Raw genomic sequence first — 21,056 nt, forward strand, 5'->3', positions numbered from 1 at the left:
GCTTTTTCCTTTAATGTATAAGGTTTAAGTTATTTGAACGCTCTTATTTAAATGCTCGAATCGATACTTCTACGTAGAAAAAATTTGAGCTGTCTCTGGATTCTCCTAATGCCGCCAGTTGTCTGTTTTTGGTGAATTCCCCGTTTATAAAGTGCGAATACCCAATAGTCGTGTCGACCAGCGGCGCCAATTTGTAGTTAACGCGTGCATTGATTGATTGCCCGATAAAGTCCCCACTTTGGCCGGTTTTATCGCGATTGAAGGGGTTAGGGGTTGAAATGTTTAGAAAATTGTTAAATCGATCAGTGTCACTAGCTAGCCAGAACCAGCTATAACCGCCATCGATGGACACATTCCTATGGGGTGAAAACTCAAATACTATTTTGGGCGCCTTGATGTTTTCCATGACGATATAGTCATCGGGTGACCAGGGACGGGAAAATCCGAAGAAGCGTTCAAAACGATTGTCAACATTGTCTTTAGGATTGCGGTCACCGCTGACAAAACCATAAAAGGCGCTGAGTCTGGGTTTCCAGGCATGTTTGAAGCTGTAGCCAAATTCAAGCAGATAAGCCCAAGCATTTTTTTTCAAACCATTATCGCTGCCAAATTGATAGATTGCCCCCAGATCGAAATCGATGTTGGTATACGGCAGCACGCCGTAGGCACGGATGGCTGGTGAATAGATATCACGCTCAGCCTGCCGCCCATCTCTGCCATCTTGCTTGAGACCCATGAAATAGGGCTGCAGCGTGATGATGTCAGACCACTTGCGCCAATGTCCGACTGCACCATAGAACCATTGGCTTTTATTACGTCCATCAAAAGCATCGATTTCGCGAATGACAGGCTGCATGCCCCAGGCATCGAATTCCCAGTCATTGCCCTCTTGTCCGAAGGTAACACGAAAACCTTCAAAATTATTGGTGGTGTTGCGCCATTGATTGTTACCGAGCAAGCGGCGGTCTACTGCCTCCCAAGCCATGCGGCCACCACGAATTCGGATTGGGCGGTTATTTCCCAGGTCGTCCGTTCCCAGTGCATCCTTGAAATACAGTTCACCATAGGTTTGAATCAACTCATATTGGTTCCAGTCACGGTTATCTCTGGGAAACTCGCTGTTATAACCTCGCGAATCCTGAAATTCAATCGCCATACGAAACGGATCGAGAATATGTCTGATCCCCACGTACGCGCGGGTGCGCAGCAGGAATTGGTTATCGACTAAGAGTCTGTTGCGACGGATATCACCATCACGCAGCTCATACCGCGTGCGGTGATCGAACCCAAAATCCAGCCAGTGGAGATCCTTAAATTCAGGATGTTCAGTTCTGGCCATGTTACGCACATAGCGGGGTGGATCAGATTCAGGGTGCGTAGCATAGCTGCGCGCACGCTGAAAATAAGTTGTCTTCTGCGGGGCATCTGCCTTGGCAGCGGCAGGTTGTGCAGTTGATTGCGCATCTCGCTGCGTTGCCGCTTGTTCCTTAGGTTTGATTGCCCATTTGTAGGAATCACCTTGAGTTGCTTGTGCCACTTGCAACATGGGCTGCTGCGCAACCTGAGAATTTTTAAGTGGTACAGAGCCTCCATTTGCCTGAATCGAGGCAATAGGCAATACATTTGCTGTAATAAGCAAAATGGTTCGCCAAGAATATTTCATTCATTTCTCCCCAATGTTCTTCCGGTAATCCAGTCAGACCATTGCTGTGTATTTTTTTCTTTCTCCAGTTTTCTGGTCGAGGCGATACTAGGTTTCTGATAAAACATGATTTGAGTTAAATTGTTAATTGGTTATTTGATTTTGCGAATAAGGTCAGCGTGATGGATGCGAATTTTTTCGCGACACTCGATTTGCATGACCTGGTCGTCATGAATCACGATCTCGACTGAGCCAAATTGAATACGGGCAATAGCTTGCAAGATCTCCTGCTTGATCTCTTGTGAAATCGATTGACTGTTTTGTGGTGTCGTGCTGTTTATCATTGCGTTGAAATAGTGTATTGATCCTATGGATACGAACTTTACCAATCATTCTTTATGCATAGAAATAATATTATTTCATTTGCTTATCATAATTATGTATATAGAAAAATAAAGATTAATGTTACCGCGCTGATTAATCACAATAACTTGAAGCCTTGGTAATTTTTATGGCGCTCGGTTAGCAGCAGAAGGGCAATATATTCAATGAATGTTCAATAAGTAACTACTGGGAAGTTGCCTATTGGCAACATTTGGTGTCGAAATTATTTACACCATTATGTATATAGGACGATAAGGGTTAATGTAACTGATTAATTAATCACAATAACTTGAAGCCTTGGTAATTTTTATGGCACTCAATTAGCAGCAGAAGGGGCAATATGTTCAATGAATTACTGTTGAAAAGTTGCTTATCAACGACATTTAGTGTCGGAATTATTTACGCTGAATATATAGATATTCATAATTTTATTATTTCTATTCGATTTCAATTACTTAATCTTGATGAAGAAAACTGCCTCAAAGAAATATTGGCAAGATACCACTCATTCCCCATTCAAAGCCGCCTGAAAGATAAAGAAAGCCTTTATCAGCAAGTAAAAAAAATCTTTAGCAGCAGTCGAGAATTTTTCCATTGCACAAATCGAAAAATCGATAGCCATCTAATTTTCTTTTATAAATTAAATTTTTACTATTCTTATTTTATTTCAATTACTTATTCTTGTTTAAAGAAAATCGCCTCAAAAAGGTATTAGCAAGACGCCATTCATCCCTTATTCAAAGCTGTTCAAAGCTGTCTGAAAGCCAAAGAAAACCTTGATCAGTCTGTAAAGAAAATTTTTACCAGTTGTCGAGAATCTTTACATCGCGTAAATCGAAAAATCAATATCTGTATAACCACATGTTTTATATATCAAAAAAATTATGGCATAGAATGTGCTTTATATGAAGCTAAAGGGAGCTTAGCTCCAATTGAGTTCGTAGGCACGGCACTAGTGGGGTCGGGGGGATTGCAACCTTGATGTCCTAATTCATGGGAGCTATGGGATCTATCCTCGAAAGACGCACTTTTAGCCAACGAGTAGCAGGATGGTAAAGCAATGTTGATTGGCCAGATCAACATTTATTTAAACGAAAGGAAATGATGTAAACGAATGGGGATCAATATGCAACTAATAATAATACTAATAAATGTTTTTCGCAGTTTGGTGGCTTTTATTATCAATGATATTTTTGCAAGTCCTTCCGTAAGGCTGGTTCGCCGAAGATTGAACAAAGTGCAGAGGCAGTGGAGCGTTACGGATGTTTTTTTTCTCTGCTTGATAGCAGCAATCCTGAATGGCACCCAGGCAGCACGTGCAAGTGGCGGATTCGATATTTCGACTGGAGCGGGACCGAGCCCGCTTTTTGGTGCAACACCATTTTCGCAAAAAATGCTGTTGCTTGAGGAGATGAATTCACTGCCAATGAACAAGTGTTCGGGCTGCACTTCAACCTTACCACAACCGAGTGATACCGGGAGTTCACCGGGTAGTGCGGCGCTCGATGTGTTTCTGAAGGGGCCGATTTATCCCTTTCCCACGGAGCAAGCAAACATAGTGCTACCGAATCCGTGGCAGGATTTGATTGAGACCCATACCGGGCCGCTCAGTTTTACTTCAATTGAAGGGCGCCCGGCCGGGGAATTTTACGCGCATCAACGCTGGAATGAGTTCCAACCGGAGAGATACATTCAAACAGCGCAGGCCGGCGCACGCAAAAATACGGGACTTCGTAACAAGGGGCAGAGACATGAGTGGAGCAAAGGCGAATTCGCGCCAGGTGGTTTGTACCATAACACCACGGGTTATGCTGGCTTTGAAGGGAGCACTGCGGGTATCGAGGTACGTTTTTATCCCAAAATGCCTGTGCAGCATCCCAACTCGGTGTGGACATTCGACGGGACATTTCCACCGAAGCTAATCATGGTGCGCTATGGGGAACCCATCTTATTCCGCCATTACAACGCACTGCCGATCGATGAGAGCGCGAACAACTGTTTCGGCAGACATACCATTACGACGCACGAGCATAATGGCCACAATCCAGCTGAGAGCGATGGCTTCGCTAATGCCTACTTCTACCTAGGGCAATTCTATGACTATCGCTGGCCTATGATCCTTGCTGGGCACGATACCATCAATGCGGACAAATCAGATCCCAAAGCGGGTACTCCCGATGGGAACGGTGGCATCATGCGCATTCGCGGAGACTATCGCGAAACCATGAGCACGCATTGGTTCCATGACCATATGCACGATTTCACTGAAGCAGATAGAGTCGGTTTGGAAGAGGGAAACAACGGGAATAACAGTTTGAAGGGAGGAAAAAAGAAATGATAAAAGATTGTTTCTCAAGACTAAGCAGATCAAGCCTTTCAGTCAAGCGCCTACTCTTTGGAATTGCACTGACTCTGGGAAGCAGCTTTACGCTGGGCGCTCCCCAGGGTTCGCCGTGGGGAGCAGATTATTTTCCTAATATTAATCTTGTCAATCAAGATGGGAAAAATGTCCATTTCTACAATGACCTCATCAAGGATAAGGTAGTTGTAATCAATTTCATTTTTACTAACTGCAAACTTTCCTGTTCGCTGGAAACAGCGCGGTTGCGGCACTTGCAAACGCTTCTTGGTGATCGTGTGGGGCGTGATGTGTTTATCTATTCCATTACGATTGATCCGGCAAATGACACTCCCGCAGTGCTCAAGCAGTATGCAGAGAAGTTTGGTGTTGGCCCCGGTTGGCAATTTTTTACTGGCAAAGAAGCAGATATTACGCTCTTGCGCCGGAAGCTGGGGTTACTCAGTCCGCAAGATCCTGCAGATCAATTGGAGAATCATAATTTAAGCGTGCTGATTGGTAACGAGGCCACAGGACGCTGGACGAAACGCTCTCTAGGCGACAATCCTCAAGTGTTGGTCAATCTGATCGGCTATCAGATGCAGAATAAGCGGATACCGCGTCAAGAGCAAAAAAGCTATGCCGCTGCGCGTGAGATCCGAGGATATTCGCCGCGGGGGGAATATCTTTTTAACACGCGCTGTAGTTCATGTCACACCATAGGCGCGGGCCATGGACTTGGTCCTGATCTGTTGCAAGTAACGTCACAGCGAGATCGCGACTGGTTGTTCCGCTGGATCAAGGAGCCGGATGTGGTCTTGGCTGAAAAAGATCCCATCGCGCTGGCGCTTTATCAGAAATTCAAGGAATTACCCATGCCGAATCTGCAGCTAAGTGACGGCGAGGTAGCAGCACTCATCGACTATCTGGAGAAGCAAAGCAGATTCATTACCAAGAGTAACGAATCGAAATGGCTTCTTATCAGCGGTGAGAAGAGAAAGTAGCACCAATCTGTGCGGATGGCATGCAGTCTTGCCATCCGAATTCAGATGATCTGTTTCAGGAAGCAGTAGCAACATAAGTTAAGGCATTAAAGGCATTAAAGGCATTAAAGGCATTTAGTATTGATCCGGCCAGCTGGGATCTTAGCTGGCTAGAGCAATGAAGCTGTAATTTTAAGTAGAAGTCATCACAACAACAAAAGGAGGTTACTATGCAATCAATAAATTTGTCTGGTAGCTTGGAAACTTCTGCTATCAAATATCATTCAGCCACAAAGCCACAGTACCGACGATCAAGCAGGATGCAGAAACAAATGAAGGGCCTGGGGTTTTTTTTCCTCTGTCTAACTGCAGCAGTCCTGTATGGCACCTCATTAGCACACGCATCTGGCGGGTTCAATATTCCGACCGGAGCACCACCGAGCCCGCTCTTTGGTGCAAAGCCATTTTCGCAAAAAATGCTGCTGTTTGAGGAGATGAATTCATTGCCACTGAACAAGTGTTCGGATTGCGCCTCAACCTTGCCGCAGCCCAACGACACCCACAGCTCCCCGGATAGTATGGCGCTCGATACATTTTTGAAGGAACCGATTCATCCCTTTCCAACGGAGCAAGCAAACATAGTGATGTCGAATCCGTGGCAGAGTGTGATTGAAACCCATACCGGGCCACTTAAATTTTCGGCAATCGAAGGGCGTCCCTCCGGGGAATATTACGCCCATCAACGCTGGGATGAGTTCCAACCGCAGGCATATGTTCAAACAGCGCAGGCCGGTGCACGCACAAACACGGGATTTCGTGACAAGGGGCAGAGACATGGCTGGAGCAATGGCGAATTCGCGCCAGGTGGTTTGTACCATAACACCACGGGTCGTGCTGGCTTTAAAGGGACGACAGCTGGCATCGAGCCACGTCTTCATCCCAAAATGCCTGTGCAGCAGCCTAATTCGCTGTGGACATTTGATGGGACATTCCCACCCAAGTTGGTTGTAGCACGTTATGGAGTTCCCTTCGTATTTCGCCATTACAACGCACTGCCGATCGATGAGAGCGCGAACAACGGCTTTGGCAGGCATACCATCTCAACGCACGAGCATAATGGCCACAATCCAGCTGAGAGTGATGGCTATGCACATTCCTACTTCTACCCAGGGCAATTCTATGACTATCGCTGGCCTATGATCCTTGCTGGGCACGACACCATCAATGCGGACAAATCGGATCCCAAAGCGGGTACTCCCGATGGGAACGGTGGCATCATGCGCATTCGCGGAGACTATCGTGAAACCATGAGTACACATTGGTTTCACGACCACATGCTCGATTTCACATCGCAGAATGTCTATAAAGGCAATGCTGCCATGATGAATTATTACAGTGCGCTCGACCGTGGCAACGAAGGGATGGATGATGGTGTCAACCTGCGTCTCCCGAGTGGCACCGCTCTGGATTGGGGGAATCGTGACTATGACGTCAATCTGGCGCTTGCCGACAAAGCGTGGGATCAGAACGGGCAGCTTTTCTTTAACATTTTTCAAACCGATGGTTTTCTCGGAGATCAGATGACGGTGAACTGGGCGTACAAACCTTATTTTGAAGTGCGTGCGCGCCGCTACCGTTTCCGCATCCTGAATGCCAGCGTGGCACGCTGGTTCCAGGTCGCGCTGGTGAATGCAGCCGGACAACCGGTGCCGTTCCATATGGTCGCCAATGATGGAAATTTGATGGAACATGCTGTCCGCTTCTCGGATGCTGTACTTCCATCACAAGGCATCGCGGAACGCTATGACATCGTTGTGGACTTCGGTCAATTCAAGCCCGGTGACAAACTCTATTTTGTCAACGTGCTGGAACATAAGGACGGCAAAGGTCCCAATAAGCAGATCCCGCTTGACCAGGTGGTATCAGGAAAATATAAGGGTGATCCGGTAGTTGGCAAGTTTCTCGAATTCCGGGTGAAAGCCTACGATGGCGTAGATCTGAGCATGAATCCTGCCGATTTTGAACCAGGGAAGAAACAAATGATCCCGCTGCCGGGATTCTCTGCCGAAGAACTCGCAAATGCAAAACATCGCACGTTTGAATTCGGACGCGCGAATGGCTCAGATGACAAACCATGGACCATTAAGACCGATGGTGGGCAAGGATATAACATGGATCCGCGCCGGTTGTCTGCTGCGCCTGACAAGGGCAGCGTTGAAATCTGGCACCTTAAGAACGGTGGAAATGGTTGGAGTCATCCAATACATGTGCATTTCGAGGAGGGTCAGATTCTCAAACGCGGTGGACAGACTCCTCCTGAATGGGAGAAATGGGCGCGTAAAGACGTGTATCGCATTGGTGATAGGATGCCAGACACGCTTGACAGTGTTGAATTTGCGATCCGTGTAAGAGAATTTGTGGGTACATATATGGAGCATTGCCACAATACCACGCACGAAGACACGGCCATGCTGTTACGTTGGGATTCCCAGAATCCTGGCCAGGTCATTGCTATCCCCACGCCGATGCCGGACTGGGATGGTGTTGACTATGTAGAAACCAACGAAACAGATGTACCTTCTTTCAAGACCGGTGTTACTAACGTGAAATAGCAAGAAGCAGGGTTGATTGAAGAAGTAAGTAAGTAAAGGAGAAAGAAATGATGAGAAAAAGTTTGGTAGGACTATTGAGGTTAAACCTTTTAGCCATTCTCTTCTTCATCGGAATAGCCCTGGCACTCGAGAGCGCCCCCACGCGGGGCGCTCCACCGGGTTCGCCGTGGGGGGCGGATTATTTTCCCAATATTAATCTTGTCAATCAGGATGGAAAAAATGTCCGCTTCTATGATGACCTCATCAAGGGTAAGGTAGTTGTGATCAATTTCATCTTCACCAACTGCAAACTTTCCTGTTCGCTGGAAACAGCGCGGTTGCGGCACTTGCAAGCGCTCCTTGGTGATCGTGTGGGGAGTGATGTGTTTATCTACTCCATTACGATTGATCCGGCACATGACACTCCCGCAGTGCTCAAGGAGTATGCAGAGAAGTTTGGTGTTGCCCCTGGCTGGCAATTTCTTACTGGCAAAGAAGCAGATATTACGCTCTTGCGCCGGAAGCTGGGGTTACTGGGTTCGCAAGATCCTGCAGATCAATTAGATAATCATAATCTGAGCGTGCTAGTTGGTAACGAGGCTACGGGGCGCTGGACAAAACGCTCTCTAGGCGATAATTCTCAAGTGTTGGTCAGTCTGATCGGCTATCAGATGCAGAATAAGCGGATGCAGAGTCAAGAGCAGAAAAGCTATGCCGATGCGCGTGAGATCCAAGGGTTTTCGCGGGGGAATTATCTTTTTAATACGCGCTGTAGTTCATGTCACACCATAGGCGCGGGCGACGGACTTGGTCCTGATCTGTTGCAAGTAACATCACAACGAGATCGCGACTGGTTATTCCGCTGGATCAAGGAGCCGGATGTAGTCTTGGCTGAAAAAGATCCCATCGCGCTGGCGCTTTATCAGAAGTTCAAGGAATTATCCATGCCGAATCTGCAACTAAGTGATATCGATGTAGCAGCACTCATCGATTATCTGGAGAAGCAAAGTAGATTAATTACCAGTAGTAACGAATCGAAATAGCTTCTTATTAGCGGCAAGAAGAGGAAGTAGCAGTAACCTGTCCGGATGGCATGCGGTCTTGCAATCCGGACAGGTGATCCATTCCAGGAAGCAAATGTGCTTCTTCCTGTCAATAAGTAAGTATAAGGAGGTACTCAGTATAGATCCGGCCTGCAGAATTAGCTGGCTGGGCAATAACTATAAAGGAGTTATTCAAACGGAAATAAAAGGAGGTTCCTATGAAATCAATAAATTTATCTGGCAGCTTGGCAGTTCCTGCTACCAACTATCATTCAGCTACAAGGCCACAGCACCGACGATTAAACAGGGTGCAGAAACAAATGAAGGGCCTGGGAGTTCTTTCCCTCAGTCTAACTGCAGCACTCCTGTGCGGTGCCTCGTTAGCACAAACAGGTGGTGGAACAGGTGGAACAGGTGGTGGCTTTGACATTCCGACTGGAGCGCCACCGAGTCCACTTTTTGGCGCCACCCCTTTTTCGCAGAAAATGCTGATGCTTGAGGAAATGGGCTCACAACCCCTGGTTGAATGCCGCGATTGCACCTCGACTTTTCCAGAGCCAAATGATATCAGGAGTTCTCCAAATGGAGCAGCGCTTGATGCGTATCTGAGGGAACCGATCTATCCCTTCCCGACAGAGCAAGCGAATATAGCACTGCCGAATCCTTGGCAGGAACGGATTGAAACTCATACCGGCAAACTGGATCAAACGGCGTACGAAGGGCGCCCACCTGGCGAATTTTACGCCCATCAGCGCTGGCTTGAGTTCTTTCCGCAGGTATGGATACAAGCAGCCCAGTCTGGCGCACGCAGAAACGGGGGGCTGCGTAATGATCAGCAGCGACATCGTTATGCCGTAGGTGAATTTGCGCCCGGCGGTCTCTATCATAACACTACGGGGACTACTGGTTTTGAAGGAACCACCGCTGGGATCGAGGTGCGTTTCCATCCCGAATTACCTGTCCAGAATCCGAATTCGATATGGACGTTTGACGGTACCTTCCCACCGAAAATGATTACGGCGCGCTATGGTGAGCCCATCCTGTTTCGCCATTACAATGCGCTGCCGATCGATGAGGGCGCGAACAACGGCTTTGGCAGGCATACCATCACGACGCATGAACATAATGGCCACCATCCAGCCGAAAGTGATGGTTTCACGGCGGCTTTCTTCTTTCCGGGCCAGTTTTATGACTATCACTGGCCTATGATCCTTGCTGGGCATGACACTATTAATACGGACAAATCGGATCCGAGGGCGGGTGGTCCTGATGGAAAAGGCGGCATCATGCGCATCCGTGGGGATTTCCGCGAAACCATGAGCACCCATTGGTTTCATGACCACATGTTCAATTTTACGTCACAGAATGTCTATAAGGGTAACGCAGGGATGATGAATTTTTACAGTGCACTCGATCGTGGCAACGAAGGGCTGGATGACGGTGTCAACCTGCGTTTGCCCAGTGGCACCGTCCTCGATTGGGGGAATCGTGACTATGACATCAATCTGATGGTTGCGGATAAAGCCTGGGATCAGAGTGGTCAGCTTTTCTACAACATTTTCCAAACTGATGGCTTCCTCGGAGATCAGATGACGGTGAACGGGTTGTTCAAACCTTTCTTTGAGGTGCGGGCACGCCGCTACCGTTTCCGTATTCTGAATGCCAGTGTAGCGCGCTGGTTTAAAATTGCGTTGGTGACTGCAGCCGGCCAACGGGTGCCATTCCATATGATCGCCAATGACGGTAATGTGATGGAGCATGCAGTCCGCTTTCCGAATGCAACTCTTCCATCACAAGGCATCGCGGAACGCTATGACATCGTTGTGGACTTCAGTCAATTCAAGCCCGGTGACAAACTCTATTTTGTCAATGTGCTGGAACATAAGGACGGCAAAGGTCCCAATAAACAGATCCCGCTTGACCAGGTGCTATCAGGAAAATATAAGGGTGATCCGGCAGTGGGCAAGTTTCTTGAGTTTCGGGTACAAGCCTACAACGGTAAAGATTTGAGCATGAATCCTGCTGATTTTGAGCCAGGCAAGAAACAAATGATTCCGCTGCCGACGTTCACCGCGGAAGAGCTCAATAATGCGACGCATCGCACGTTTGAATTCGGTCGTGCGAATGGTGAAGATTTCAATCCATGGACCATCAAGACCGATGGCGGGCAAGGGTTTAATATGGATCCGCGCCAACTGTCTGCCGCACCTGACAAGGGCAGCGTTGAAATCTGGCACCTTGTGAACGGTGGCGAGGGTTGGTCCCACCCAATACATGTGCACTTCGAGGAGGGGCAGATTCTCAAACGGGGTGGACTGCCTCCGCCCGAATGGGAGAAATGGGCGCGTAAAGATGTATATCGTATCGGTGATTTGCCAGATACGCTTCACAGTATTGATTTTGCGATCCGTGTAAGAGAATTTGTGGGTACATATATGGAGCATTGCCACAATACCACGCACGAAGACACGGCCATGCTGTTGCGTTTTGACTCCCAGAATCCGGGCCAGCTCATTGCCATCCCCACGCCGCTACCGGACTGGGATGGCGTTACCTATCTAGAGACCAATACCACGGATATACCAACCTTCAAAATCGGTGATCTCGACGCGAAAGCAAATAGAGTCGGTTTGGAAGCAGTGGGCAATGGAAATAACGGAAATAACAACAATAACAACAATAACAACAATAACGGCAATAACTGAAATAATGGAAATAACGAATTGAAGGAAGGAGGCAATATGAATAATGGTAAAGACCGTAGTAAAGGCAGCAGCAACAACGATGTGTCAATATCCAACAGCGGAAATTTTCACGCCAGCCAGAGCTCTAACTCTGTAGGCGAGCATGACGATGGGGGATACAGGCCATAAAGGAAAAGTTCGCAGTAAATGAGGCAATGATTGCTGAGGAGAAACCTGGCTGGACTATGGAGGTCAAAGCTTCCAGCTGGATTCTTTCTCTTTCCAATCATGCTGATGTTGCTGATGTCTACTTTACAACTACCTTATCAAAGATAAGGTAGTTGTAATTAATTTCATTTCTCGAAAGCAGATAGAGTCGGTTTGGAAGGGGGAAACAACGGAAATAACAGTTTGAAAGGAGGAGAAAAGAAATAATAAAAGATCGTTTTGCATGAATGGAGTTATCTATGTAGAAACCAACATCACGGATGTACCAACATTCAAAACTGGCGATCTTGATACGGGTAATGATTAGGAAGAAATACGCTGAAAGAAGGAGAGAAAAATGATAGAAGATCGTTTTACAAGACTGAGTAGATCAGGCCTTTCAGTCAAACTCTTACATATAGAAAATTTATCCAAACCCAAGCAGGTATTCCGACGATTACGCAGAGTCCAGAGTCAAATGAGCATTAGGAAAGCTTTGCTGCTCTATTTGTCGGCAACAACCTTCTACGGCACCTCATTTCCTACCGCAAATAGCGCGAAGTTCGATATTCCGACTGGAACATCACCGACCCCGCTTTTTGGCGCCACCCCTTTTTCGCAAAAAATGCTGCTGCTTGAGGAAATGGGCTCACAGCCCTTGGTTGAATGCCGCACTTGCACCTCGACTTTACCGCAGCCAAACAATATCAGGAGTTCTCCAAAAGGAGCAGCACTCGATGCATTTCTGAAGGAGCCGATCCATCCCTTCCCGATGGAGCAAGCAAATATAGTGCTGCCGAATCCGTGGCAGGATTTGATTGAAACCCATACCGGGCCGCTCAATTTTACAGCAATTGAAGGGCGCCCACCTGGGGAATTTTATGCCCATCAGCGCTGGTTTGAGTTCTTTCCGCTGGTGTGGGTACAAACAGCCCAGTCTGGCGCGCGCAGAAACGAGGGATTGCGTAATGATCAGCAGCGACATCGCTATGCTGTAGGTGAATTTGCCCCAGGCGGTCTGTATCATAACACTACAGGTCGTGCCGGTTTTGAAGGGAGCACTAAGGGTATCAAGGTACGTTTTCATCCCAGAATGCCTGTGCAGCATCCTAAGTCAGTGTGGACGTTTGACGGTACCTTTCCACCTAAACTAATCATGGCGCGCTATGGTGAGCCCATCCTGTTTCGCCATTACAACGCGCTGCCGATCGATGAGACGACGAACAACGGTTTTGGCAGACATACCATCTCGACGCACGAGCATAATGGCCACAATCCGGCTGAGAGCGATGGCTTCGCGCATGCCTACTTCTACCCAGGGCAATTCTTTGACTATCGCTGGCCCATGATCCTCGCTGGGACCGACACCATTAATACGGACAAATCGGATCCCAGAGCAGGTACTCCCGATGGGAACGGCGGCATCATGCGCATTCGCGGGGACTATCGCGAAACCATGAGCACCCATTGGTTCCATGACCACATGCAGGATTTCACATCGCAGAATGTCTATAAAGGCAACGCTGCCATGATGAATTATTACAGTGCGCTCGACCGTGGCAATGAAGGGCTGGAGGACGGTGTCAACCTGCGTCTCCCGAGTGGCACAGCCCTGGATTGGGGGAATCGTGACTATGACGTTAACGTGATAGTTGCTGACAAAGCGTGGGATCAGAACGGTCAGCTTTTCTTCAGCATTTTCCAAACCGATGGCTTCCTCGGAGATCGGATGACGGTGAACTGGCTGTACAAACCTTATTTTGACGTACGCTCGCGCCGCTACCGTTTCCGTATTCTGAATGCCAGCGTGGCGCGCTGGTTCAAGATCGCGCTGGTAACCTCATCCGGTCAACGGGTGCCGTTCCATATGATCGCCAATGACGGTAATGTGATGGAACATGCAGTCCGCTTTCCGAATGCTATTCTTCCATCACAAGGCATCGCGGAACGCTATGACATCGTTGTGGACTTCAGTCAATTCAAACCCGGTGACAAACTCTATTTTGTCAACGTGCTGGAACATAAGGACGGCAAAGGTCCCAATAAACAGATCCCGCTTGACCAGGTGCTATCAGGAAAATATAAGGGTGATCCGGCAGTTGGCAAGTTTCTCGAGTTCCGTGTGCAAGCCTACAACGGTACAGACTTGAGCATGAACCCTGCGGATTTTGAGCCAGGCAAGAAAAAAATGATCCCACTACCGGGATTCACCGCCGAAGAGCTCAACAATGCAACGCAGCGCACGTTTGAATTCGGGCGTGCGAATGGCACAGATGACAAACCATGGACCATCAAGACCGATGGGGGGCAAGGGTATAACATGGATCCGCGTCGTGTGTCTGCCTCGCCTGACAAGGGCGGCGTTGAAATCTGGCGCCTTGTAAACGGTGGAAACGGTTGGAGCCACCCAATACATGTGCACTTCGAGGAGGGTCAGATTCTCAAACGGGGTGGATTATCTCCACCTGAATGGGAGAAATGGGCGCGTAAAGACGTATATCGTATTGGTGATATGCCAGACACACTTGGTAGTGTTGAATTTGCGGTCCGTGTAAGAGAATTTGTGGGCACATATATGGAGCACTGCCACAATACCACGCACGAAGACTCGGCCATGCTGTTGCGTTGGGATTCCCAGAATCCAGGTCAGGTCATTGCTATCCCTACGCCGATGCCGGACTGGGATGGGGTTGATTATATAGAAACCAATACCACGGATGTGCCAACCTTTAAGGTCGGTGATCTCGACGCGAAAGCAAATAGAGTCGGTTTGAAAGCAGTGGGCAATGAAAATAACGGAAACAGCGAAAATAACGAATTGGAGGAGGAAGACAACATGAATAATGGTAAAGGCCGTAGTAAAGGCAGCAATAACGATGTGCGAATATCCAACGGCGGAAATCTTCACGCCAGCCAGAACTCTAACTCTGTAGGCAAGCATGACGATGGGGGTAAAGGTCATAATGGTAGAGGTCGCAATAGGGGCGGTCATAAAGGAGGCAATGATTGATGAGAAGAAGCTTGGCTGGACTATGGAGGTGAAGGTTTGCAGCCAGACTCTTCCTCTTTGCAATCATACTGACGTTGCTGATGTCAGAAAGGCAGCGGACTATTTTCCAAATATTCCTCGTGCAAATGAGGACGGAAAAGATGTCTGCTTCTACAACTACCTTATCAAAGATAAGATAGTTGTAATTAATTTCATTTTTACTAACTGCGGCTTTCCTGTGCCCCGGAAGCAGCGCGGTTACGACACTTGCAAAAGCTCCTTGGTGATCGTGTGGGGCGCGATGTGTTTATCTACTCCATTTGGCATGCAGTCTTGCCATCCGAATTCGGATGATCTGTTCCAGGAAGCAACTGCGCTCCCTGTCAATGAGTAAATATAAGTGAGGTGATCAGGATCGATCCAGCCGACTGAATTAGCTGGCTGGCGCAATAAAGGAGTTATCCTAAATTCCTCAGTTGGAATTTAGAATGAAAATAGCTGTAATCTAGTACTATCAACGGTTCACAGCCAAAAATGTTAACTGCTCCTCAGTTACAGTAAACAAGCTGAGAGCAAGGTGTGGCAACACTTTCAGCAGATTTTGATTATTTCACTAAAATCTCATCTGATTGGTAATGCCATGGATCTTTCAAAGAACCTTAATCAATAGGGTTCTTGAGCGATTTAGGAGTCTTCAACTGAGGAATCTAGGGTTATTCAAACAAAAGGAGGTTCCTATGCAATCAATAAATTTATCTGGCGGCTTGGCAGCTCCTACTATTGACTATCATTCAGCTACAACGCCACCGCACCGACGATTAAACAGGATGCAGAGACAAATGAAGGGCCTGGGAGTTTTTTCCCTTTGTCTAACTGCAGCACTCCTGTGTGGTACCTCGTTAGCGCAAACAAGTGGCGGCTTTGACATTCCGACCGGAGCGCCACCGAGCCCGCTCTTTGGCGCCACCCCTTTTTCGCAAAAAATGGTGCTGCTTGAGGAAATAGGCACACAACCCTTGGTTGAGTGCCGCACTTGCACCTCGACTTTGCCGCAACCAAACAATATCAGGAGTTCTCCAAATGGAGCAGCACTCGATACGTTTCTGAGGGAGCCGATCCATCCCTTCCCGACACAGGAAGCGAATATAGTGCTGCCGAATCCTTGGCAGGATCTGATTGAAACCCATACCGGCAAACTAGATCAAACGGCAATCGAAGGGCGCCCACCTGGCGAATTTTACGCCCATCAGCGCTGGCTTGAGTTCTTTCCGCAGGTATGGATACAAACAGCCCAGTCTGGCGCGCGAAGAAACGAAGGGCTGCGTGATGATCAGCAGCGACATCGCTATGCTGTAGGTGAATTTGCACCAGGTGGTCTCTACCATAACACTACAGGTCGTGCCGGTTTTGAAGGGACCACTGTGGGTATTCAGGTACGTTTCCATCCCAATATGCCGATCCAGCAGCCGAATTCGGTATGGACATTTGACGGGACATCCCCGCCGAAACTAATCACGGTGCGCTATGGGGAGCCCATCCTGTTTCGCCATTACAATGCGCTGCCAATCGATGAGGGTGCGAACAACGGTTTTGGCAGGCATACCATCACAACGCATGAGCATAATGGCCATCATCCAGCAGAAAGTGACGGTTTCGCAGGAGCTTTCTTCTTCCCGGGGCAGTTTTATGACTATCGCTGGCCTATGATCCTCGCTGGGACCGACACCATTAATACGAACAAATCGGATCCCAGAGCGGGTGCTCCTGATGGGAAGGGCGGCATCATGCGCATCCGTGGAGATTTCCGCGAAACCATGAGCACGCATTGGTTCCATGACCACATGCTCGATTTTACGTCACAGAATGTCTACAAGGGCAATGCTGCCATGTCAAATTTCTACAGCGCACTCGATCGCGGCAACGAAGGGCTGGATGACGGTGTCAACCTGCGTTTTCCGAGTGGCACCGCCCTCGATTGGGGGAATCGTGACTATGACATTAACTTGATGGTCGCGGATAAAGCCTGGGATCAGAGTGGTCAGCTTTTCTTCAACATTTTCCAGACTAATGGCTTCCTCGGAAATCAAATGTTGGTGAATGGGTTGTTCAAACCTTTCTTTGAGGTGCGAGCGCGCCGCTACCGTTTCCGTATTCTGAATGCCAGTGTGGCGCGCTGGTTCAAAATTGCGCTGGTGACCGCAGCCGGCCAACGGGTACCATTCCATATGATCGCTAATGACGGTAATGTGATGCAACATGCTGTCCGCTTTCCGGATGCTATTCTTCCGTCACAGGGTATCGCAGAACGCTATGACATCGTTGTGGACTTCAGTCAATTCAAACCCGGTGACAAACTCCATTTTGTCAACGTGCTGGAACATCAAGATGGTAGGCGACCTAATCAAGAGATCCCGCTGGAAGATATCCTGTCAGGGGAATATCAGGGTGATCCAGCAGTGGGCAAGTTTCTTGAGTTCCGGGTACAAGCCTACGATGGCACAGACTTGAGCATGAATCCTGCTGATTTTGAGCCAGGCAAGAAACAAATGATCCCGCTGCCGACATTCACCGCGGAAGAACTCAATAATGCAACGCATCGCACGTTTGTATTCGGACGTTCGGATGGCGCAGATGATAAACCATGGACCATCAATACCGATGGGGGGCAAGGGTTTACTATGGATCCGCGCCGGCTATCTGCTGCGCCTAACAAGGGTGGCGTTGAAATCTGGCACCTTGTGAACGGTGGCGGCGGCTGGGCTCACCCGATACATCCTCACTTCGAGGAAGGGCAGATCCTGAAAAGAGGCGGATTGCCTCCCCCTGAGTGGGAAAGATTTGCGCGCAAAGATATGTATCGTATCGGTGATTTGCCAGATAGCCTTCAAAGCGTCGATATAGTAATGCGCACGCGGGAATTCACGGGTTCATATGTGGAGCATTGCCACAATACCACGCACGAAGACACCTCCATGCTGTTGCGTTTTGACTCCCAGAATCCGGGCCAGCTCATTGCCATCCCCACGCCGATACCGGACTGGGATGGAGTGGTCTATGTGGAAACCAATGCCACGGATGTGCCAACCTTCAAAATCGGTGATCTCGACGCGAAAGCAAATAGAGTCGGTTTGGAAGCAGTGGGTAATGAAAATAACGAAAATACCGACAATAACGGCAATAGCGGTAATAGTGGAAGTAACTGAAATAATGGAAATAACAGGTTGGGGGAGGGAGGCAACGTGAATAATGGTAAAGGCCTTAATAAAGGCGGCAATAACGATGTGTCAATATCCAATACCAGTAATCTTTATGTCAGCTAGAGCTCTGTAGGCGAGCATGGCAATGGGGATACAGGCCTAAAGGAAAAGGTCGTAATAAATGAGGCAATGATTGTTAAGGAGAAGCCTGCTGGACTATAGAGATCAAGGTTTCCAGCCGGATTCTTCCTCTTTCCAATTACACTGATGCTGCTGATGTTGCTGACGTCAAAAAGGCAGCGGACTATTTTCCAGATATCCCTCTTGTAAATGAGGGTGGAAAAGATGTCCGCTTCTTTTATGATAATCAGCTCAATTCCAATAAACCCTGTCACACATAGGCACGTGTACGATAATCAAATCCGAAATTTAGCTAGCCCGGATATTTCACCAAACCGGCCTTTACTGCAATGCGAAAGTTGATGAGCAAGCGTTTCCGGATAGATTTATGCAAATCCAGTTTGTACCGTTAGTCTATGCAGGCATTGGCGGGAAATTTCGGCATTTTTCTACCACTACTTCGCGCCAATAATCGCAGATATTGGTTTGACGCGGGATACTTAAACCTGCTCGCAAATCTCTTTGCCATCTTATTTATACCGTCTGATTCACCTTCGTATCATGTTTGATTTGGAAATAAAATTAAATCGTAGTAAAAACTTGGAAAACAGCGCTGTAACACATATAATTGTCAATTGATTCAGACTCTTTTAGTTTTTATGATGGTAACCATCAGCAACGACCAGTAGATCGTGCGGCCAGCTCCGCTGCCTGTACTCAAGTGCAAAGCAATTCCGCAACACTCCACACTTGCGCGATTGAGGTATGCTGAATTTCCTGGAGTCCAAAGTTTCATAAAATATAGACATGAAATGAAGGACAAGAATGGAACAATTACCGCGAACACGATATAGCCAGGAATTTCGTGAGCAATCGATCAAGTTTTTTAAAGAAAGTGGGGCTGCACCTCAACGTACTCGAGAGACCTATAGTGCGAAACGCTTAGCTGGGTTTACGTTGTAAGCAAAAACGCAAATTTAAGGGAACAATCGATTCTAAACATCATTTACCGTTCACACCCTCTAATATTCTGGAAAGAGGGTTTTCTGTTAGCGCACCTTACAAAGCATAGGCCAGCGATATCACCTATATTCCTATGGACGAAGGCTGGCTATATTCTTACTGGAATGAAAGGCCCCTATTTAACAGGGAACTGGTGGGTCATGCCATGAATGAAAGAATGACAACGGATCTGGTTATACAGGCTTTATTTCGTGTAGCAAAATAGAAAATTGTCGAATATATAGAAGATCTTTCATAACTGGCAGCGCAAGCAGGTAGTGATAAAGTATCCCCGCGCACGCATCCGGCACGCTGGTCAAGAAGAAGCCGTTACCTTCTGCCTTTAACACCACTTCGATCTGTTCAGAGCCACCTTCATGACCTTGGATGGCTCTGTCATCAGCTTCACGACGTGCCGCCCCGGTACATAAATGCAGAAATCAATACCCGTTTCAACCAGCTCGGCACCAATAAAAAAACGCTGACTACCTATCACCATGTCTTCTGCTTCTTAGTTCGTTCTAATTGCTACCTCAAGTCACCTTAACATTCGCAGTTTCTCCCTTGCGCACCAGCAGCATGAGAGAGCGTGACACTACTTCGAGTCCCTCCTCCCTCTGCCAGAGTTTGCACAACTGCCTCCCAGTCTCGGATTCAGAGTATCCACCAGAATCCGCCAGCGACCAGGTTTTTGCAAGATCGGGAGCGAATAATCAATCACAGTATTCTCTGCGCCTGTTCATCTTAAGATGATTTGTTTGTTAATTACCCGTTACTATCTGTCCCCGTACTTCTCCGCCGGGATGAGCATTGCTATGAATATTCACATAGGTATTCCCTGCGTGCATCGCTTCGGCCAGATCTTTTAAGGTTTTTATGTCTTGTTGAATAGAGTTCATACATGTGTTTGCGACAATATTTGCGTCAGTGAGTGTCGCCTTGATTTCCACCATGCCATCGACCCCGCCGGTAATTACACCTGATAGAAAGGCTACTATCGGTCCATTCTTGCCTACAGCCCCACAATGAATATGCGCTCCTGCTTGACCAAGTAACCCTACCGGCTCATCTCTAGAGCTTTGAGCCTTAAGCTCGTACGCCATCTCTGTGAGCTCTTGATTAAATGCAAAGTTCGCTTTTCCTTGTACCTGGGTAACCACAGGAGGAACTTCCTGGTCTCCGGTAAGCTTAGCCGTAATATAGCCTTGCAAAAACAGTTGTTCAACTGGGGTAAGCCTAATAGCCATGTCGCTACTATAAACGTTTCTAGCGAGAAGTATAAAGACTAGAAGTATAAGGACTAATAGGTAAGATACTGTCATAGCTGTTTTCATGATTTGATCTCCTTTTGGTTATTGAATGTCTTTCTGTGAAAGACTCTTGATTGAATCCAGGATAAGAGATAGGAGTAATAAATGCTTTTATTAAACTCTAATGGTTTTTAAATAGGTTATTGAAATATGTAAATAAAAAAAATACGTGCAAACACGTAGAAATCAGCTTTATCATCAATTGATCAAATATTTTTTTGACTGAAGTTATGCAATATTCCAAAAGTTAAGTGTATTTTTGTCTTTCAGTTAATTCCATATCTAAATCAAACTTGACTTTGTCGGCTTCACCTTGCCGTATTATTTATACTGACATGGTCTAATGAATTCGGACAGCCCAGTTAAGGGAAAATGATCTTAACTGGAGGGAGAGATGGTAACGAGAAAGCAATACACAAAGGAATTCAAATTAGATGCAGTTAGTTTGGTACTGGATCAGGGCCACACGACATCAGAAGTATCTCGAAGCCTGGAAATCAACGGCAATATGCTCAGAAGGTGGATCAGGGAATATCAGGCAGATGATAATGAACAGGCATTCCGGG

The 21,056-nt window shown here is 47.4% G+C and carries 15 protein-coding genes and 1 pseudogene; 12 read left to right on the forward strand and 4 right to left on the reverse strand.

Annotation, left to right across the window (positions count from 1 at the left end; translation table 11 throughout):
* Positions 1-43: 43 nt before the first annotated feature.
* Together BLV54_RS06905 and BLV54_RS06910 are read right to left on the reverse strand one after the other, a co-directional pair.
* A complete protein-coding gene (locus BLV54_RS06905) occupies positions 44-1,663 on the reverse strand; it encodes an alginate export family protein (RefSeq protein ID WP_256329235.1) in 1,620 nt (539 codons plus the stop codon).
* A gap of 131 nt (positions 1,664-1,794) precedes the next feature.
* Positions 1,795-1,986, reverse strand: coding sequence for a YezD family protein (locus BLV54_RS06910; RefSeq protein WP_090569703.1), 192 nt, complete (start codon positions 1,984-1,986; stop codon positions 1,795-1,797).
* Between the two features lie 380 nt (positions 1,987-2,366).
* Here BLV54_RS06910 and BLV54_RS06915 point away from each other — a divergent pair, with 380 nt between their 5' ends.
* The 11 genes and pseudogenes from BLV54_RS06915 to BLV54_RS16775 all read left to right on the forward strand — a co-directional run.
* A complete protein-coding gene (locus BLV54_RS06915; RefSeq protein ID WP_090569706.1) occupies positions 2,367-2,741 on the forward strand; it encodes a hypothetical protein in 375 nt (124 codons plus the stop codon).
* Positions 2,742-3,152: 411 nt separating this feature from the next.
* Positions 3,153-4,364, forward strand: a complete 1,212-nt coding sequence (locus tag BLV54_RS06920) for a cupredoxin domain-containing protein (RefSeq protein WP_143032441.1) — start codon at positions 3,153-3,155, stop codon at positions 4,362-4,364.
* Complete coding sequence (locus tag BLV54_RS06925) at positions 4,361-5,368, forward strand: SCO family protein (RefSeq protein ID WP_090569712.1); 1,008 nt, start codon at positions 4,361-4,363, stop codon at positions 5,366-5,368. The genes BLV54_RS06920 and BLV54_RS06925 overlap by 4 nt, the downstream gene beginning before the upstream one ends.
* A 209-nt stretch (positions 5,369-5,577) precedes the next feature.
* A complete protein-coding gene (locus BLV54_RS06930; protein WP_090569714.1) occupies positions 5,578-7,959 on the forward strand; it encodes a multicopper oxidase domain-containing protein in 2,382 nt (793 codons plus the stop codon).
* Positions 7,960-8,006: 47 nt separating this feature from the next.
* Positions 8,007-8,981, forward strand: coding sequence for an SCO family protein (locus BLV54_RS06935; protein ID WP_218132336.1), 975 nt, complete (start codon positions 8,007-8,009; stop codon positions 8,979-8,981).
* Positions 8,982-9,199: 218 nt separating this feature from the next.
* Complete coding sequence (locus BLV54_RS06940) at positions 9,200-11,686, forward strand: multicopper oxidase domain-containing protein (protein ID WP_090569718.1); 2,487 nt, start codon at positions 9,200-9,202, stop codon at positions 11,684-11,686.
* Between the two features lie 664 nt (positions 11,687-12,350).
* Positions 12,351-14,882 (forward strand): multicopper oxidase family protein, encoded by a 2,532-nt coding sequence (locus BLV54_RS06945; protein ID WP_218132337.1) that lies wholly within the window; start codon positions 12,351-12,353, stop codon positions 14,880-14,882.
* A complete protein-coding gene (locus tag BLV54_RS06950; protein WP_090569723.1) occupies positions 14,875-15,255 on the forward strand; it encodes a hypothetical protein in 381 nt (126 codons plus the stop codon). Before BLV54_RS06945 ends, BLV54_RS06950 begins: the two co-directional genes overlap by 8 nt.
* Before the next feature lie 343 nt (positions 15,256-15,598).
* On the forward strand, positions 15,599-18,064 hold the full coding sequence (locus tag BLV54_RS06955; protein WP_218132338.1) for a multicopper oxidase domain-containing protein: 2,466 nt from the start codon (positions 15,599-15,601) through the stop codon (positions 18,062-18,064).
* Positions 18,065-19,003: 939 nt separating this feature from the next.
* Positions 19,004-19,141: a hypothetical protein gene (locus BLV54_RS17235; protein ID WP_176969701.1), complete on the forward strand. Its 138-nt coding sequence runs from the start codon at positions 19,004-19,006 to the stop codon at positions 19,139-19,141.
* Positions 19,125-19,394: pseudogene (locus BLV54_RS16775) on the forward strand (IS3 family transposase); the annotation flags it as partial. The gene BLV54_RS17235 and the pseudogene BLV54_RS16775, both read left to right, overlap by 17 nt.
* A gap of 129 nt (positions 19,395-19,523) precedes the next feature.
* Here the strand turns inward: BLV54_RS16775 and BLV54_RS16030 are convergent.
* Positions 19,524-19,679 (reverse strand): hypothetical protein, encoded by a 156-nt coding sequence (locus BLV54_RS16030; RefSeq protein ID WP_176969702.1) that lies wholly within the window; start codon positions 19,677-19,679, stop codon positions 19,524-19,526.
* Between the two features lie 262 nt (positions 19,680-19,941).
* Positions 19,942-20,427 carry a CHRD domain-containing protein gene (locus BLV54_RS06960; protein WP_176969703.1) on the reverse strand — a complete coding sequence of 162 codons (486 nt, stop codon included), beginning with the start codon at positions 20,425-20,427 and terminating at the stop codon, positions 19,942-19,944.
* 457 nt (positions 20,428-20,884) lie between these two features.
* Between BLV54_RS06960 and BLV54_RS06965 the strand changes: the two genes are divergently transcribed.
* The coding region (locus BLV54_RS06965) for a transposase (RefSeq protein WP_143032442.1) at positions 20,885-21,056 on the forward strand (172 nt) is incomplete at its 3' end.

It is taken from the genome of Nitrosomonas sp. Nm33 (genome assembly GCF_900107265.1).
GTDB lineage: Bacteria > Pseudomonadota > Gammaproteobacteria > Burkholderiales > Nitrosomonadaceae > Nitrosomonas.